Origin of the sequence: Amycolatopsis sp. cmx-11-12, assembly GCF_046269425.1 — a bacterium.
Lineage (GTDB): Bacteria > Actinomycetota > Actinomycetes > Mycobacteriales > Pseudonocardiaceae > Amycolatopsis.
In genome coordinates this window covers 250,413-266,872 of the sequence record NZ_JADNQM010000006.1, presented here as the reverse complement: position 1 = coordinate 266,872, position 16,460 = coordinate 250,413, and the positions used below count along the sequence as shown (strand labels likewise).

Sequence of the window (16,460 nt, the reverse complement as noted above, 5' to 3'; positions counted from 1 at the left end):
CGAGCGCGGGGACCGGTCCCTGATCTGTGTCTCTCGAAGCGCGCGCCTGTCCTCGCCCAACCTGCCAACCTCAGTTTGGGAGACACACCCTAATCCTTCGGTGCCTTGGTGAAGAGACCGAGGGACTGGGCGAAGACCGCTCCGCCGACCATCACGGCGATGGGCAGGGTCTTGACCCAGAAGGCGTCAGCCTCGAGCGAGACCAGCAGCGCGATCATTCCGCCCGCCAGCACCGCCAACACGAGCATTCCCAGCGCGACGCGGGGCTTCGAGACCATGTGTCCTCCAAAAGTGGATTGAAGGAGCAAGCTTCGCGACGGCTCAACCGCGGAGCGAGGTCATTTTTGCCGCTTTCGGACTCGTCTCCGCGCAGAGCACGACATGCAGCATGCCGCTAGGCACGCCACCGTCCGGGTCTTGAGGTAGGTGGGGCCGCTGTCCTCGCGGCCGAAGACCGGGAAGGCGTTCGGCGGCAGTTTCACCGTGCTCCGGCGCCGAGCCGGGTATGCACACTTTTCCACCGGGACAACGGAAACTGAAGACTGTGGTGCAGCAAGACCAGATCAAGGAGTGGGCGTGCGGCCGCTTTGTCCAGCGAGCCGTGTGAGATCGGGCGTGCCGGGCGGATGACGCGGAACTCGTCCTTACCGAGGCGGACCTGACCACCGAGTTTGCGCGGCGGTCGCAGCCGGACATATGATCAGGGCAGTCGTACAGGACGATCGCCCTAGGAGGCGGATGTGGCAGGCTCCCCGGCCGCGGAACGTGGTCAGGCCGTGCGGCGGCGGTTGCTGGAGGCCGCGGTCGAGCTGGTGCCGGAACGAGGCTGGTCCGCGGTCAGCACCCGGATCCTGGCCGAACGTGCCGGGGTCACGCCGAGCGTCGTGCACTATCACTTCCCTTCGTTGCAGGCCTTGTTGATCGAGGGTGTGCTGGGGGCGATGCGCGAGGTCGCCGGCGCCTTCGAACCGGCGCTGGAAACCATCGACACGCCCGAGGAGGCGGTGGACGCGCTGCTGGCGTCGGTCGGCGAGTACAGCGGCGTCGATCCGATGTCGTCGCTGTTCGCCGAGGCCTATCTGACGGCGACTCGCGACGACACCTTGCGCCAGGGCATCCAGGAGATCCTCGCCGGCTTGCGCGCCCGCTTCGGCGGCTGGCTGGCGGAGCGCGGGGTGGCCGAAGCCGACGGCACGGCCGGGGTGCTTTTGGCCACGGTGGACGGGCTTCTGCTGCATCGCGCGCTCGAACCGGAGTCCGATCGCGGTGTCACCGCGGCCGTCCTCCGTCGTCTGGTCAACTGAACCCACAAGGGAGGAACCCTGATGAAGGTGGCGATCTGCGGTGCCGGGATCACCGGGCTGGCACTGGCGCACCGGCTAGCGGCGCAGGACGTCGAGGTCGTGGTGCTCGAGCGTGCCGCGGGCCCTCGGCAACAGGGCTACATGATCGACTTCTTCGGGCCGGGCTTCGACGCGGTCGAGGAGATGGGCCTGCTTCCTCAGGTCGAAGACGCGGCGTACCGGGTGGATGAAGCGAGTTTGCTGGACGATCGGGGCCGTAGCCGGGCGGCGATCGACTACGTCCGGTTCGCCAAGTCCGTGGGCGGCAGACTGTGCAGCATCATGCGGCCGGATCTGGAACGGGTGCTGCGCACGACCCTGCCGTCCACAGTGGACGTCCGGTTCGACGCCGGGGTCGCCGGAGTCGAGGATCTCGGCGACCGGGTGCGGGTCACGCTCGCGGATGGCGAGGCGCTCGAAGCCGATCTGGTGGTCGGCGCCGACGGGATCCACTCGACCGTGCGGCGGCTGGTTTTCGGTGACGAGAGCGGGTTCTTGCGCTACCTAGGCTTCCATACTGCGGCGTTCGTTTTCGAGGACGAAGAGATCCGCGAGTGGGTGGGGGAGAGGTTCTGCCTGACCGACACCATCGGGACGCAGATGGGTTTCTACGGTCTCCGCGACGGCAAACTCGCGGCGTACGCCGTGCACCGCACGGCGGATCCGACCCTGCCGGACGACGCGCGAGCGGCGTTGCGCACGACCTACGATTCGCTCGGCTGGGCGGTGCCGAAGGCACTCGATCTCTGTCCGCCCGCCGAAGAGGTGTACTACGACCAGGTGGCGCAGATCGAGATGTCGTCGTGGAGTCGCGGTCGAGTCGTTCTCGTCGGCGATGCTTGCTATGCCGTCTCCCTTCTCGCCGGTCAAGGCGCTTCTCTGGGCATCGCGGGCGCGTTCGTGCTGGCCGAACAACTCACCCGGGCGCCCTCGATCGAAGCCGCGTTCGCGGAGTACGAAAAGCTGGTCCGCCCGGTGGTGACCGAGAAGCAGCAGGTCGCCCGCCGGGGAGCGCGCTGGTTCCTGCCCGCGAATCGGTTCCTGCTCCAGGCACGCCGGGTTTTCCTTCGGGTGGCACGACTTCCTGGGCTCGAGCGTCCGCTCGCGGCTGCTGTCACGGGTAAGTCGACGGCGCTGGTGACGAATCTGAAGCAGGGGACTGTGATCCGGAGCCGGTGAGTCACGGTTCGACCTACGCCCGGGGTGTCGCGAAAGCCACTTTCGCGACGTCTGATGTCCCGAAAGTGGCTTTCGCGACACGAGCCCGTGGTCACCAGGTGGGGTGCGCGGACGCGCCTCCGTCCACGGTCAGGTCGTGTCCGGTGATCCACGCCGCGAGCGGCGAGGCGAGGAACAGGCAAGCGTTCGCGACGTCGCCGGGGGTGCCGAGTCTGCCCAGTGGCGCGGCCTGTTCCCAGCGGCGGACGCCTTCCGGCCAGGCGTCGCCGAGACCTGGCCGGTCGATGAGCCCGGGGGAGACGGCGTTGACGCGGATACCTCGCGGGCCGTATTCGAGTGCGGCGGCGCGGGCGTGCATGACCAGGGCGGCTTTCGCGCTGCTGTAGTGCGCGTGTCCGGGTGCGGGCCGGGCCGCCTCGATCGAGGCGATGTGGACGACGCTGCCGCCGTTCATCACCTCGGCCGCGGCCTGCGTGCACGAGAACGCGCTGGTGAGGTTCGCGTCGAGGACGGCACGCCAGCTTTCCGCCGACATCCCCGGCAGCGGTTCGACCGGCTGAACGCCGGCGTTGTTGATCAGGGTGTCCAGCCGTCCGGTCCAGGCCGCGGCGGCGGCCACGAGCCGTCGGCACTCGCCGTCGTCGGTGAGGTCGGCGGTGAACGTGGCGGCGGTGCCTCCGGCCTCCTCGATGCGTTCGACGAGGGCGAGCGCCGAGGCTTCGGCACGGTGGTAGTGCACGGCGACGGCGCTGCCCGCTTCGGCGAAGCGCAGGGCGATCCCCTGGCCGATGCCGCCACTGGCGCCGGTGACGAGTGTGGTGGTGCCGGTCAGATCCATCGGTCTCCCTGTCGGTTCCGCAGTGCGAGCACGCCCGAAACGGCGACGAACACCAGGCCCGCGACGACATAGCAGTTCCCCAGCCACTGCTGGGCGGTCGTCCACGTCTGCCCGGGCCGGTCGAAGGCGGGGAAGTACCGGAACGGCGCGGCGACGAAGATCGTGGCGATGACCCCCGTGCCAGCGAGCCAGGCCAGTGCCCGGCGGTGATTCCGGCGGTGCAGTACCGCGCAGCCCGCCGTGGTGAACAGCGCCGGGGCGATCCACACCCAGTGGTGTGACCACGACGTCGGCGAGATGAGCAGGGCGAACGTCGCGTTCAGCAGCAGCGCTGGTACCACCGCCGAGCGGTACATCGTCAGCGTCACCAGCACCAGCAGCACGCCGGTCAGGATGAGCCACAACGGCTTCGCGGCGGCGGAATCGACTCCGAACCGCGCCAGCACGGCTTGCAGGGTCTGGTTGGTGTGGAACGAGGTTCCGCTGATCCCCGACGCTCCGGCCAGCCCGCCGAACCAGTAGCGTGCGGAGGACTCGGGGGCGACCGCGAACGCGACGGCCGAGGCGGCCACGAACGTGCCCATAGCGGTCAGTGCACCGCGAAAGTCCTTGCGTACCAGGAAGAACAACAGGAACGCCATGGGTGTCAGCTTGACGGCCGCGGCGAGGCCGACGCCGATACCGCGGTAGCGGCCCCGTGCCAGCAGGCAGTCCGCCGCGACCAGCCCCATGAGCAGCAGGTTGATCTGCCCGAAGCCCAGTGTCTGGCGGACCGGTTCCAGGAAGAGCGCCGGTGTGATCGCCGCCGACGAGACGAGCAGCGCCTTCCACCGGTCGCCGGAGGGCCACAGCGTGCGGGTGATCGCGTAGAACGTGACGCCCAGCGCGGCCAGGCTGAGCACGAACAGCAGGAACACCGCGCCGGTCCACGGCACCAGCGCCAGCGGCGTGAGCACCAGCGCGGCGAACGGCGGATAGATGAACAGCAGCGGGATTCCGGCGTCCGAAAGCGGCAACGCGCCGTAGAGGTCGCCGCCGCTCCACAGGGTGTCGACGCCGAAGCGGTAGATCTCCAGGTCACTGTGTGAATTGCCCGCCGTCAGCATGGCGACGACGTACGCCACCGCCAGCGCGGCGAGCGCACCGGCCGACCACCAGGCCCGCCCGCGCGACGAGGCAGGAGACATCGCGTGGTGAACCCTTCAACGGCGGTGAGTGATCCGACTGTACCGGGTCAGGCCCGCCGCGCCCGCCGGCCAGGTCGCAGAAGCAGGCTTCGCCGGTTCGGAGCCCGCGGACCAGGCGAACCCGGCGGCCGCGACGTCTTGCGCGGACTGTCCTTTCCGGACCGATCCTGCCTGGCTGGATCGTCGCCGCCATGGTGATCATCCGGAACGGCCTCGCCTGCGGGGCCCTGTGGAGACCGCAGGCTGATCCGGCACGGTCAAGCGACTTCCGTCGGCAGCGGAAACACCACGCATTGGTCTAGACTTTTTATCCCCAGTGTGGTGAAAGGGACCGGTCCATGCGTGGAACAACGGTGTTGCCGAGGACGCCTTGCCTGCAGCCGAAGGCGGGCGAATTGCCATTGCACCGGCTGGAGGTCCGCGCGCCGGACGCCCTGCCGTTCACCGTCGGCACTTTCGACACGATCGGCCCGATGTCGCGGGCGGCTTTCCCGCATCGGCACACTTTCTACGAAATCGTCCACGTCACCGGCGGTACCGGTGACCACGTCGTCGATTTCACGCGCTGGGAATTGGGGCCGCCACAACTCGCGGTCATAACACCGGGGCAGGTGCATCATTGGGATGCCCGCGATCTCGCCGGATTCGTCGTGTTGTTCACCGACGACTTCCTTCTCGAGCATCCGGCCGACCGCGAAACCCTGCGACGGCTGAGTCAGCAGCCGTGGCGGCTCGACGAACGCGCGGCCGAGGAGACGGCGCGGCTGGTCGCCGAATTGGACGAGGAATTCCGTTGTGGCGGTCAGGGCACCGAGACGGTACTGCGTGCCCTGATGCACGTGCTGATCGTGCGGGCGGGACGGCTTCCCGGCCTGGCGGACGCGCGTCCGCCTGCCAGGGCACAGTCGGTGGGAACGGAATTCACCCGGCTGCTCGGCAGGCCCGATCTCGGGCTCTGGTCGGTGGGCGCGCTCGCGGAACGCATCGGGGTCACCCCGGGATACCTGACCGACGCGGTGAAGACGGCGACCGGCCGGACGGCGGCGCAACTGATGCGTGAGGCAAGGACGCGGGAGGCGAAACGGTTCCTGCTCGGCACGGATCTCACCGTCCGGCAGGTCGCCAGCCGGGTGGGATTCGCGGATCCCGCCTATTTCTGCCGGTTCTTCCGGCGGGAGACCGGATTGAGTCCCGGTGATTACCGGCGGACGGGCGACGCGCCCCCGGAGATTCACCACGACTGACCATGCCAGTCCATCGTCCGCAGCTGATCTTCTCCATACCGTCGAGGGTGATTCCCGAAGCCCCCACGAGGAGCAGGTATGGACGACGAAAAGAAGCTCAGCCGAAAGACTGTGCTGAAGGCCGCACTCGCCGCGGGTGTCGCGGCGCCGGTCGCGCTGATCGGTGGGCCCGCCCTCGCGCGCACCACCGTCGCGAGCGGCCAGGCACCCGAGCTGACCCCGTCCTGTGACGACGGCGACGACCCGACTCCGGCGCAGACCGAAGGTCCTTATTTCAAGCCGAATTCCCCGCAGCGCACCTCGCTGGTCACGCCGAACACGCAGGGTACGAGGCTCACCGTCTCCGGATACGTCTTCGGTCTCGGCTGCCTGCCGATCGCGCGGGCGCTGCTGGACTTCTGGCAGGCGGACGTCAACGGCGCCTACGACAACGTGGGGTACACGTTCCGCGGGCACCAGTTCACCAACGACCAGGGCGCGTTCTCGCTGAGCACGATCGTGCCCGGCCTGTACCCGGGCCGTACGCGGCACATTCACGTCAAGGTCCAGGCCCCGGGCGGACGGGTGCTGACCACGCAGCTCTACTTCCCCAACGAGCCGCGCAACAACACCGACTCGATCTTCGATCCGCGGCTGTTGATGACCGTGCGTGACGCGCCTCCCGCCAAGCAGGCCGCGTTCGACTTCGTGCTCAACGTGCCGCAGACGTCGACCACCCGGCCGACTCAGACGACGCAGACGACGTCGAACCCGCCCACCACTTCGACCTCCAACCCGCCTGGCGGGACGACCTGGGCGGCGGGAACCGGCTATTCCGCGGGCGCCCGGGTCACCTTCAGCGGTCGCGGTTATGTGTGCTTGCAGGGGCACACGGCCCAGCCTGGCTGGGAGCCGCCGTCCACGCCCGCGTTGTGGCGCGCGGAGTGACGAGCAACCGCTGCGGAGGGAGATAAACGCGGGTGGACTCCCGCCGCCGGGACCCACACCCCGGCGGCGGGGTCCACCCGCTCTTCGCGGGGTGGGGTTTTCCCCACCCGAAGTCGGAGCTCTGCTACAGCGCGCCACCGCCGATGCGCGGGCGATGATCGCCAACGACATCGAGCGAAGGGGCGAACGACATGGCGGACACGAAAAGGCACTGGGGAAGACGGGGACTGGCGGCGGCCGCGGTGGTCGTGACGGGAGCGGTGCTCGCTCCCCTGGCGAGCCCGGCTTTCGCGAGTGCCGCGGAGACGGCCACGGCCTGGCGGGACCCGGTGCGGTCGCTGGATCGAGCGGCACATCCGTTGTTCTCGACCGAACCCGGCCGGAACACGGCCGACCTGCGGGCGCTGGGCGCGATGATCGGTGGCGCGAAGGTGGTCGGCCTCGGCGAGGCCACCCACGGTTCCCACGAGTTCTTCACCATGAAGGAGCGGGTCTTCCGTCAGCTGGTCGAGGAGAAGGGGTTCCGGGCCTTCGCGCTGGAGCTGAGCTGGTCCGCCGGTCTCGAGATCGACGAGTACGTCCAGACGGGCAGGGGCGACGCGCGAGAGGTCGCGAAGCGGACCCTGGCCGGTTCCCCTTGGGACCGCGAGGAGTTCGTGAGCCTGATCCGGTGGATGCGTGACTACAACCGCGCCCATCCCGGCCGCACCGTGCACTTCGTCGGCGACGACCTCGGAGCGCCTTCGGTGAACGACGCGTTCTTCGCCAAGATCACCGACTACGTACGGCAGCACCATCCGGCGGCGCTGCCCCGGCTGAATCAGCTTTACACCGGCCTTCGCCCGATCGACGACGCGTTCGCCTACCTCCGCAAACCCCTCGACGAGCGGCAGCGGCTCGCCGGTCAGGCAGAGCAGGCTTTCGAGCTGGTCAAGGGCCTGACGGGCACGGACGCTCTCGACTGGACCCAGCAGCACGCCAAGTTCGTCGCGCAGACCGCCCGTTTCCTCGCCGTCGACCTCACGGACCCGAAGTCGCTGCCCGCCGCGCAGATCCTGCGTGACCGCGCGATGGCGGAGAACGTGGCCTGGTGGCAGCGGCGGACCGGCCACAAGGTCCTGCTTTCCGCGCACAACGGTCACGTCTCCTACGTCTCCGACAACCCTGAGCTGTACCCGAAGACCCAGGGCGCCTTCCTGCGCGAGACGCTGGGCCGGGACTACCTGCCGATCGGGTTCAGCTTCGACCAGGGATCCTTCCTGTCCAAGGACACTGCCGTCGGCGGCGACTGGAAGCGGTTCTCCGTCCCGGCCGCGCCGTCCGGCTCGAATGAGGACACTCTCGACAAGGTCCGTTTCCAGGACTTCTACCTCGACGTCCGCACCGCGCCGCCCGCCGCGCGCGCCTGGCTGGACACCGCCCGGCCCACCCGCACCATCGGCACGCTGTTCCCCGTCGACCCCGCGGCCATCTCGCTCGGGCGTTCCTACGACGTCGTCATCCACCTGCACGACGTACGTCAGGCCGATCTGAGAAAGTAGTGACGTCGCGCCCGGATCTCGGTAGTAGTCGAAGTGTTCCGGCACCCTTGTTCCTGTATCCAGTGGAGGAAATCCCTGATGTTCAAACGGATGCTCAGCGCCTTCGGGGTCGGCGGCCCGTCCGTCGACACCGTGCTCGACTCACCGCACGCCGTACCCGGCGAGGTGATCACCGGCCAGGTCCGCATCCAGGGCGGTTCGAGCGACGCCCAGATCGAGGAGATCCTGCTTTCGCTGGTGACCAGGGTCGAGGTCGAGCACGGCGACCACGAGCGCGCCGGGACCGCGGAGTTCCTGCGGGTCAGCGCCGGCCGGAAGGTGCGGGTGGCGGCGGGGGAGCTGACCACCGTCCCGTTCCAGATCGCGTTGCCGTGGGAGACGCCGATCAGCGCGGTCGGCGGACGTGAGCTGCCGGGCATGGTCGTCGGCGTGCGGACCGAACTCGTCATCGCGGGCGCGCCGGACAAGGGTGACCTCGACCCGGTGCTGGTCGGGCCGCTGGAATCGCAGGACCGGGTGCTGGAGGCGTTCGGCGAACTGGGCTTCTCCTTCCGCAGCGCCGACGTCGAAGCCGGGCGCCTGCACGGCGTCCGGCAGGAACTCGGGTTCTTCCAGGAGATCGAGTTCTTCCCGCCGTCGCGGTACGCCGGCCGTGTCAGCCAGGTGGAGCTGACCTTCGTCGCGAGTCCGGGCGAGCTGGTGGTGGTGCTGGAGGCGGACAAACGCGGTGGCATGTTCCGCTCCGGCGGCGACACCTTCGGCCGCTTCCACGTCTCGCACGAGGAGGCCCTGCGCACCGACTGGGCGGCGGCCATCGACGGCTGGCTGGCCAACGTCGCCGAATCCGGTGGCGGGCACGCCATGTTCGGTGGTCACCACGACCATGACTACGACCATCACGGTCATCACGGTCATCACGGCAGGCGTGGCCCGGGGATGGGCGGGGTGGTCGCCGGTGCCGCGGCCGGTGTGGTCGGCGGCATGATCCTGGGCGAGGTCATGGAGGACGTCTTCGACGGGGGAGACGAAGAGTGAGTCGTTAGTACATGAAGGCCCCTTCCTTGCGCCAGGCGCAAGGAAGGGGCCTTCATGTACTTGGGGAGTCCCGATTTCGGCCGAGATCGCCGCTCCCGCCTTGTCGACGAACGTCCGCGCTCCGAGGCCGGGGTAATCTCCGGGCGTGCCGGATCACGTTGACCACATTCTCCGCCAGTGGGCCGAAGCCCGCCCCGACCTGGACGTCTCCCCGATGGCCGTCATCGGGCGGCTGTCCAGGCTGACCCGGGTACTGGACGGCGAACTACGCGAGACGTTCGCGCGGCACGGCCTCGACCGGTCGTCGTTCGACGTGCTGGCCACCCTGCGTCGCGCCGGCACGCTGACCCCGGCCGACCTGATGCGTTCGGCGATGATCACCTCCGGCGCGGTCACTCAGCGGCTCGACCGCCTCGAAGAACGCGGCCTGGTGGCCCGCGCGCCCGACGAGACGAACGGCCGCCGCGTGCTGGTCGACCTCACCGAGCAGGGCCGTGAACTCATCGACCGGGCGCTGCCCGACCACGTCGACACCGAGCATCGGCTGCTGGGCGCGGTCAGCCCCGAGGAACGGGACCAACTGGCCGCCTTGCTGCGAAACCTGTTGCAGTCACTGGGAGACGTCGCCCTGGAGGACTGACGCTCACCGCCTTCGGTTACCCGTTTGACTTAGCGCTAAGCATCGAATAGCTTAGCGCTAAGAGGTTCGCGGGGCTGTCCCGCGTACCGCGGATCTTCCTGGGGATGAAGCACCCCGCGGCCGGAATCGCCGGTCCCGCAGGGGTTTCTTCGTCATGCTCGTGAATCGAGAGAGAAGAAATGGTCACCCGAACCGAAAGCGCGCATTCGACTTTGAAGGGCTGGGCCGGGGTCGCCGCGATCACCGCCAGCCTGTTCGTCTTCCTCACCACCGAACTGATGCCCGTCGGCCTGCTCACTCCGGTGAGTTCCAGCCTGGGCATCTCGGTGGGCGTCGCCAGCCTGATGGTCACGCTTTACGGCGTCTCCGCCGGGCTCGGCGTGCCGTTCATCGTCGCGTGGACTCGGCGGATCAACCGGCGCGTCCTGCTCTCCACCTTGCTGGCGATCCTGGCCGTCGGCAACCTGATCACCGCCCTCGCGCCCAGCTATCCTTTGGTGCTGGCGACCCGGCTCGTCATGGGCTTCGCCAACGGGGCGTTCTGGGCCATCGGCGTCGGCATGGCGATGCGGATCGTCCCGGACCGCCACGCGAACCGGGCGGCGGCGGTCGTGATGTCCGGGATCTCGATCGCCACGGTGCTGGGCATGCCGCTGGGCACGATCCTGGAGAGTCTCACCAGCTGGCAGACCACGTTCCTGATCTGGAGCGGGCTCAGTGTCCTGGTCTTCCTCGCCGTCCTCGTCCTGGTCCCGTCGCTGCCGTCGGCGAACGCGGTTTCGGTCCGCGAGGTCTTCAGCCTGCCGCGGGTGAACGTGCGCCTGCGCTCGGTCCTGATCACCGTGGTGTTGTTCGTACTCGGGCATTTCGGCGTCTACACCTTCATCCGTCCCTTCCTGGAAGGCACTTCCTCGGCCTCGTCCACCTTCATCACGGTGTGCCTGATCGTCTTCGGCATCGGGGGAGCGGCGGGGAACTTCGTCGCCGGATACTTCGTGTCGAGGAACGTGCTGGCAAGTTTCACGGTCGGGGCCGTTTCGCTCGTGGTGTCGCTGGTATTGCTGCTCACCATCGGCCACGGACAGGTCGGGGTGATGATCGCGCTGGTGCTCTGGGGGTTGTCCTACGGTGTCGTGCAATTGAGTCAGCTCACCATGACGCAGAAGTCCGCCCCCGACACGTTCGAGGCCGCGATGTCGCTCAACACCTTGGCGTACAACACTTCCATCGCCCTCGGCGCGTTGTTCGCGGGACTGCTCGCGGACAACGCGGGCATCACCAGCGTGGTGTGGTTCGGCGTGGTGCTGACCGCGGCGTCCCTGCTGTTCACGGTCGGCACCCGCCGGGCCACGACCTAGCGTCGCGTGATCAGACGGAGATCACCCGTGATTGGACGGAGATCACGCGAGATCTCCGTCTGATCACGCGTAACCTCCGTCTGATCACGCGAGATCTCCGTCCAGTCACGCGACACTGGCGTCAGAACCAGTGCAGGCAGTGCGGGGAACGCTCGGCACGGAAGAGCGCGGGCGCGTCCTGGCCCGCGGTCCATTTCGAGGGCGGACCAGGTCTTGAGCGGCCGCCCCACGGCCGGGTCAAGCGCTTTGCAGGGCCCGGCGCAGGACATCGCCCAGCTCGGCGATCTGGCGGCGCGACACGTCGGCGGACAGGATCGCCTGCGACCCGTGGAAGGTGCCGGGCCACTGGTGCAGTTCGACCGGAACACCCGCCCGCATCAGGCGGACCGCGTAGTCGATGTTCTCGTCGCGGTTGGGGCAGAACTCCGCGGTGGCCAGGTACGCGGGCGGCAGACCGGACAGGTCGGTCGCCCGCGCCGGTGCCGCGTAGGCCGAGGAGGCGGGCTGTCCGTCCAGGTAGTACCGCCACATCGCGGCGAGCTTCTCGCGGTACACCCAGGGGGTGTCAGTGAAGTTCCGCGCTGACCAGGTCTCCAGCCGGTCGTCGAGTCCCGGCTGGTTGAGCAGCTGGAAGCGGATCGGCGGCCCCTGTTCGTCCCGCGCCCGCAACGCCGTCGCCGCCGCGAGCCCGCCGCCGGCGCTGTGCCCGCCGATCGCGATGCGGTCCGGGGTGACACCGAGTTCGGCCGCGTTCTCGGCGGCCCAGGTCAGCACGGTGTAGACGTCGTCGATCGCGGCCGGGAACGGATTCTCGGGAGCCAGCCGGTAGTTCACTGAGATCACCACCGCGCCGGAGGCCTCGGCGAGCCGGGCCGCCCACGGGTGTTCGGTGTCCAGGTCGCCCATCACCCAGCCGCCGCCGTGCAGCCAGACGATGGCGCCCGGTGCCTCGATCGGGCGATAAACGCGGATCGCGACCTCCGGGTCGCCGGGCACTGTCCGGTCCTCGATCGTCATGGCGGAGGTGTCCGGTTTCGGCACCGAGGTGGCGAGCTTGGCGAAACTTTCGCGGTCGGCGACCGGGTCGTCGAGCCTCGAGGCCGGGAACAGGGCGATGAAGGCTTCCAGTTCGGGATCCATGACGACGATCCTTCCGGTTCCCGGCCAGGAGGTCGCCCGCCGATCGTCGCGCGTAGCCGCCCCGCCGCGCGACGATCGCCGCGTACGCTCGCGGTCATGGAGGCGGTGGCCGCACGGTTGTCCCATCTGGATCCCGACGTCGAAGGCGTGATCCGGGTCGTGATGTTCTACGACACCCTGATGCGACGGCGGGTCGACCTCCCCGCGCTCGCCCGCGCCACGGCGGGACTGGCGGAATGCGTGGCGGGTATCCGGCTCTCCGGCTCGGGGCGCACGATCCGGATGGCACCGGACGGCCGTGAAGCCACCGCCCCGCCCGCGCCCGCGTCCACCACCACGGCGATCACCCTCGACGAGGAAGAGATCGGCACGGTGTGGCTGGAACGCGAGGGAGCGCCCGGCGCCCTCGACGAAGCCGTACTGGACCGGCTCGCGATCGCCGTGGCGACGGTCGTGGAGCGCTACGGCCCGGCCCGCACCACCATGGCCGACCCGGCGCTCGTGGAACTCGTGATCAGCTCCACCAGCGACGAGGCGGCCAGGAACCGGGCCCTGCGGCTGCTGGGGTTCGCGACCGAGCTGCCGATCAAGGTCGTCGCCGTCCGGTCGCGGATCCCGCTCGAGAAGATCGGCACCCTGATCTGCCCGGGTCGCCCGGTCAAGGCCGCGCCGCTCGGCGAGGTGGGCATCATCCTGGCCACCGCGGTGGATCCGGCCCGGCTGCCGGATGGCGTGCGCGCCGGGATCGGAGCGGCGGAGTGTCCCCATCGGTCCTGGCAGGACGCCGGAACCGCCCTGCGTTTCACGACCGCGCGCCAGCCGGTGATCCACTACGCCGACCTCGGAGCGCTGGCGCTGCTCGCGCGGATCCCGGCGGAGGACACCCGGGCCAACGCCGACGTCGTCGCGATCACGCGCCTGGCGGCGGAACCGGAGGACCTGCGGACACTGGACGCCTACTGCGCCACGGGTTCCGTACGCCAGGCCGCCGACTCCCTGCACCTGCACCACAGCAGCGTCGCGCGGCGGCTCGCGCAGATCGGGAAGGGCCTGGCCATCGACCTGAACGAGCCCGGCGGCTTGACCAGGGCCAGGATCGCCCTCACCGCGTGGCGCCTGCTCGGCGAGTGAAGCACTACCTAATGATCTTCGCCGGATACTCAAAGATCGTTCCTGGCCGTCATGGAAATAAATACGTAGCCCACGCTAACTTTCGTCGGTTTCCGGCTTCCCTTGGCACGACACAGAATCAGCGCGTTGGTCCCCACTGACGCGGCTGTGAACCGGCCGCAGAAATGAGTCGGAACATGCGACTGCGCTCCCTTGTCCTCCTGGCAGGCACCGCCTTCATGGCGTTGCTCGGCTCGACCGCCCCCGCCGCGTCCGCCGCCGAGCCTTCCGGCGCGCAGCCGATGATCATCGGTGGCCAGTACGCGCAGAGCGGTCCCTGGGCGGCCCGGCTGTTCGTGAACGGCCAGCAGAACTGCAGTGCGACCATCATCGCGCCGCAGTACATCCTCACCGCGAAGCACTGTGTCGCGAGCAGCGGCAGCTACACCTTCCGGATCGGCAGCCTCGACCAGCAGAGCGGCGGCACCATGGCCACCGGATCCACCATCACCCGCCACGCGAGCGCGGACCTCGCCATCGTCCGGCTGACCAGCTCGATCAACGCCACCTACGCCCCGCTCGGCACCACTAGCAATGTCGCGGTCGGCCAGAACGTCCAGGTCTACGGCTGGGGCGCGACCAGCCAGTGTGGTTCCGAGATCAACTGCCAGTCCCGCTACCTGAAGGTCGCCACCGTCCGGGTCAACTCGGTCAACTGCAGTGACTACAACGGTGGCGTCGCGGTGTGCGCGAACCGCGTCGACGGCATCACCGCCGGCGGTGACTCGGGCGGCCCGATGTTCTCCGGTGGCCGCCAGGTCGGTGTCGCCTCGACCAGTGACCGGTCGAACAACACCGCCTACACCAACATCACCCGCTACCGCCCCTGGATCCAGCAGGTCGCCGGCGTCTGACCCCGGTGAATACGGAGCCCTCCCCGGCGCGGTCAGGGAGGGCTCCGTTCGTGGTGAGGAAGTCACCGGCACGGAAAAGCGCTGACTTATTTGTCATTTGATACTCAACTCCGGGGCGATCGACGCGATAATGTGGCGGTCGGCGCCGGTGGGCCGGCGCCGTGGACCTTGGGAGGGGGCCAATGGCGCAATCGACGCAGGCTCTCGACCGCACGATCGTCGTGGTGGACGTCGTGGGCTTCACCTCCCCGGACCGGAACCCACTCGATCGGCTGGCCGTGCGCCAGGGCATGTACGAGGTGCTGAAGACCGCGTTCGGGGAGAGTGGCGTCGACTTCGATTCCTGCGTAGCGGAGGATCGTGGCGACGGTGCGTTGATCCTGTTACCGCCTGGCACGACCAAAAGCCTGGTCGTCGACCGATTACCAGGCCGTATGTCGGTCGCCCTCGTCCGGCACAACCACACGCGGACCCCGCAGGCGCAGATCAGGCTGCGAGTGAGTCTCAACGCAGGTGAGGTGCTGAACGACGGGAACGGATGGGTCGGCGAGGCCGTCGACACCGCTTTCCGCATCCTGGACGCCCAGCTGGCGAAGGACGCGTTCGCGAAATCCGGTGGGATGATCGCGTTCATCTCTTCGGAGCGGTTCTTCGACGACGTCATCGCGTCGGACCCGGGCTTGCTGCCAGAGTTGTACCAGCCGATACCGGTTTCGGTGAAGACGTTCACCGGAACGGCTTATTTACGACTACACGGCGAACTCGCCGCGCCGGTTCCGAAACCGCGCCCATCCGAACTCGAACCTCCCGCCGACCGGCTTCCCGTCGACTTGCACAGCGATGTTCTCGAGTTGATTCCGCGCAAGGATTTGGTGGAGCTGCACCATCGATTGACCCAAATGGAGGTCCCCCATTTGGCGGTCATGATGAGTCGCGCGCTCGGCCCCGCCATTCCGGTGCCCCGGTTGGACGGCGTCACCGACGCGTGGAGCGCGTTCCATCTGCTCACCGACTTCAACGCCGGACCGGACGGAATCCCGCCCTCCGTAACGTTTCTGAGACTGCTGGCCGAAAACGTCGGCGGCGAGGTGGGGGCCATGCTCCTCGGCTGGATCGAGGGTCAGGCGCGGTCGCTGCGCATCGTGCCCGCACTCGGGCATCAACGGCAGAGCAGGCTCCCGATTCCGGAAAACCCCCATCTTCATTTGATGATCATGCTGGAACCGGTTTCCGTGGATCCCACGCGATGCACGCTCGCATTCTGGCGTCAGGATGACCCGGAAGTGTGGCCTCCCGCGCTGGCGGGAGTTCGGGAAATCGCCATAGACAGGGTCGAGTTCGAGGTCGACGAGGTCATCCTGGAGACTGAAGGAGTCTGGTCCGGTCAGAGTGTGTCCGCGTCGGTGGAATTCCTGTTGCCGCGCACCTTGATCACCTTGCCGGTGCAGCGATGGTCCAAGGAACACGGGACCGGCAGACCGCAGCCGTTACGGTACGGGTACAGGCTGGGAATAAGATCACTGGAGAGGATGCGGGCGAAGCATTGGCATCGCGAATGGCGCGTTCGCTGGGACTCGATGGCGAAAGATCCTTCACCCGACCGGCTGCACTATTCCGGATGCGCGGAGTTCGAGGATCACCCGATCGACGCGATACTGAGCGACGAACACTGGGTCGGAGTGGTGCTGACGAAACCGCCGTCACCCCAAGTCGACCCGGATGCCGCACCGGACGAGTTGACGAGCGCCCTTCGCAGCGGCCTGCCGGTGATCTTGTGGCATCCGGACGCCGAGCCGGAGAGTCTGCGCGAGCTGCTGGACTGGGTATTGGAGACAAAGCACGGTTTGAGAGAACTGCCGCATCGTCGCAAACTCGCGAATTCGGGCGCGGCCGTACCGGTCAAGAAATCTCTGGCTCACGATCTGGTGGTAATGTGGGACGATCCGGAGCGTGTAATTGTTCTCGACCAACCGTTGATCCCGACTCGACCGTAGGGGGATACCG

The 16,460-nt window shown here is 68.1% G+C and carries 15 protein-coding genes; 11 read left to right on the top strand and 4 right to left on the bottom strand.

The window, feature by feature from the left end:
- Positions 1-89: 89 nt before the first annotated feature.
- The gene (locus tag ACLARN_RS10950) at positions 90-278 is read right to left on the bottom strand and encodes a hypothetical protein (protein WP_409491219.1); all 189 of its coding nucleotides are present in this window, start codon (positions 276-278) and stop codon (positions 90-92) included.
- Between the two features lie 462 nt (positions 279-740).
- Between ACLARN_RS10950 and ACLARN_RS10945 the strand changes: the two genes are divergently transcribed.
- Together ACLARN_RS10945 and ACLARN_RS10940 are read left to right on the top strand one after the other, a co-directional pair.
- A complete protein-coding gene (locus ACLARN_RS10945) occupies positions 741-1,304 on the top strand; it encodes a TetR/AcrR family transcriptional regulator (RefSeq protein WP_409491218.1) in 564 nt (187 codons plus the stop codon).
- Positions 1,305-1,325: 21 nt separating this feature from the next.
- Complete coding sequence (locus ACLARN_RS10940; RefSeq protein ID WP_409491217.1) at positions 1,326-2,522, top strand: FAD-dependent oxidoreductase; 1,197 nt, start codon at positions 1,326-1,328, stop codon at positions 2,520-2,522.
- 91 nt (positions 2,523-2,613) lie between these two features.
- On the opposite strand, the gene ACLARN_RS10935 is transcribed toward ACLARN_RS10940, so the two are convergent.
- Together ACLARN_RS10935 and ACLARN_RS10930 are read right to left on the bottom strand one after the other, a co-directional pair.
- Entirely contained in the window at positions 2,614-3,360 is a 747-nt protein-coding gene (locus ACLARN_RS10935) for an SDR family NAD(P)-dependent oxidoreductase (protein WP_409491216.1), read from the bottom strand.
- Positions 3,351-4,547, bottom strand: a complete 1,197-nt coding sequence (locus tag ACLARN_RS10930) for a glycosyltransferase 87 family protein (RefSeq protein ID WP_409491215.1) — start codon at positions 4,545-4,547, stop codon at positions 3,351-3,353. The genes ACLARN_RS10935 and ACLARN_RS10930 overlap by 10 nt, the downstream gene beginning before the upstream one ends.
- 338 nt (positions 4,548-4,885) lie before the next feature.
- Between ACLARN_RS10930 and ACLARN_RS10925 the strand changes: the two genes are divergently transcribed.
- From ACLARN_RS10925 to ACLARN_RS10900, 6 genes are all read left to right on the top strand, one after another.
- Positions 4,886-5,791, top strand: coding sequence for an AraC family transcriptional regulator (locus tag ACLARN_RS10925; protein ID WP_409491214.1), 906 nt, complete (start codon positions 4,886-4,888; stop codon positions 5,789-5,791).
- Positions 5,792-5,869: 78 nt separating this feature from the next.
- On the top strand, positions 5,870-6,718 hold the full coding sequence (locus ACLARN_RS10920; RefSeq protein WP_409491213.1) for a carbohydrate-binding protein: 849 nt from the start codon (positions 5,870-5,872) through the stop codon (positions 6,716-6,718).
- 191 nt (positions 6,719-6,909) lie between these two features.
- The gene (locus ACLARN_RS10915) at positions 6,910-8,259 is read left to right on the top strand and encodes an erythromycin esterase family protein (protein ID WP_409491212.1); all 1,350 of its coding nucleotides are present in this window, start codon (positions 6,910-6,912) and stop codon (positions 8,257-8,259) included.
- Positions 8,260-8,337: 78 nt separating this feature from the next.
- Positions 8,338-9,294, top strand: coding sequence for a sporulation protein (locus tag ACLARN_RS10910; protein WP_409491211.1), 957 nt, complete (start codon positions 8,338-8,340; stop codon positions 9,292-9,294).
- A gap of 145 nt (positions 9,295-9,439) precedes the next feature.
- On the top strand, positions 9,440-9,934 hold the full coding sequence (locus tag ACLARN_RS10905; protein ID WP_409491210.1) for a MarR family winged helix-turn-helix transcriptional regulator: 495 nt from the start codon (positions 9,440-9,442) through the stop codon (positions 9,932-9,934).
- Positions 9,935-10,113: 179 nt separating this feature from the next.
- Positions 10,114-11,292, top strand: a complete 1,179-nt coding sequence (locus ACLARN_RS10900) for an MFS transporter (RefSeq protein ID WP_409491209.1) — start codon at positions 10,114-10,116, stop codon at positions 11,290-11,292.
- Positions 11,293-11,529: 237 nt separating this feature from the next.
- Here ACLARN_RS10900 and ACLARN_RS10895 read toward each other — a convergent pair whose 3' ends face one another.
- Positions 11,530-12,432: an alpha/beta hydrolase gene (locus ACLARN_RS10895; RefSeq protein WP_409491208.1), complete on the bottom strand. Its 903-nt coding sequence runs from the start codon at positions 12,430-12,432 to the stop codon at positions 11,530-11,532.
- 96 nt (positions 12,433-12,528) lie between these two features.
- On the opposite strand from ACLARN_RS10895, the gene ACLARN_RS10890 reads away from it, so the two are divergent.
- The 3 genes from ACLARN_RS10890 (at position 12,529) to ACLARN_RS10880 (ending at position 16,450) form a co-directional block, all read left to right on the top strand.
- Complete coding sequence (locus ACLARN_RS10890) at positions 12,529-13,563, top strand: helix-turn-helix domain-containing protein (protein WP_409491207.1); 1,035 nt, start codon at positions 12,529-12,531, stop codon at positions 13,561-13,563.
- Positions 13,564-13,739: 176 nt separating this feature from the next.
- Positions 13,740-14,456, top strand: a complete 717-nt coding sequence (locus ACLARN_RS10885) for a S1 family peptidase (protein WP_409491206.1) — start codon at positions 13,740-13,742, stop codon at positions 14,454-14,456.
- Between the two features lie 182 nt (positions 14,457-14,638).
- A complete protein-coding gene (locus ACLARN_RS10880) occupies positions 14,639-16,450 on the top strand; it encodes a hypothetical protein (RefSeq protein WP_409491205.1) in 1,812 nt (603 codons plus the stop codon).
- Positions 16,451-16,460: the final 10 nt, after the last annotated feature.

Coding starts and splice junctions, on each gene's coding strand:
- ACLARN_RS10895 (WP_409491208.1), bottom strand. CDS start 12,432: ATGGATCCCGAACTGGAAGCCTTCATCGCCCTGTTCCCGGCCTCGAGG.
- ACLARN_RS10885 (WP_409491206.1), top strand. CDS start 13,740: ATGCGACTGCGCTCCCTTGTCCTCCTGGCAGGCACCGCCTTCATGGCG.
- ACLARN_RS10880 (WP_409491205.1), top strand. CDS start 14,639: ATGGCGCAATCGACGCAGGCTCTCGACCGCACGATCGTCGTGGTGGAC.
- ACLARN_RS10920 (WP_409491213.1), top strand. CDS start 5,870: ATGGACGACGAAAAGAAGCTCAGCCGAAAGACTGTGCTGAAGGCCGCA.
- ACLARN_RS10925 (WP_409491214.1), top strand. CDS start 4,886: ATGCGTGGAACAACGGTGTTGCCGAGGACGCCTTGCCTGCAGCCGAAG.
- ACLARN_RS10940 (WP_409491217.1), top strand. CDS start 1,326: ATGAAGGTGGCGATCTGCGGTGCCGGGATCACCGGGCTGGCACTGGCG.
- ACLARN_RS10930 (WP_409491215.1), bottom strand. CDS start 4,547: ATGTCTCCTGCCTCGTCGCGCGGGCGGGCCTGGTGGTCGGCCGGTGCG.
- ACLARN_RS10890 (WP_409491207.1), top strand. CDS start 12,529: ATGGAGGCGGTGGCCGCACGGTTGTCCCATCTGGATCCCGACGTCGAA.
- ACLARN_RS10915 (WP_409491212.1), top strand. CDS start 6,910: ATGGCGGACACGAAAAGGCACTGGGGAAGACGGGGACTGGCGGCGGCC.
- ACLARN_RS10910 (WP_409491211.1), top strand. CDS start 8,338: ATGTTCAAACGGATGCTCAGCGCCTTCGGGGTCGGCGGCCCGTCCGTC.
- ACLARN_RS10935 (WP_409491216.1), bottom strand. CDS start 3,360: ATGGATCTGACCGGCACCACCACACTCGTCACCGGCGCCAGTGGCGGC.
- ACLARN_RS10900 (WP_409491209.1), top strand. CDS start 10,114: ATGGTCACCCGAACCGAAAGCGCGCATTCGACTTTGAAGGGCTGGGCC.
- ACLARN_RS10950 (WP_409491219.1), bottom strand. CDS start 278: ATGGTCTCGAAGCCCCGCGTCGCGCTGGGAATGCTCGTGTTGGCGGTG.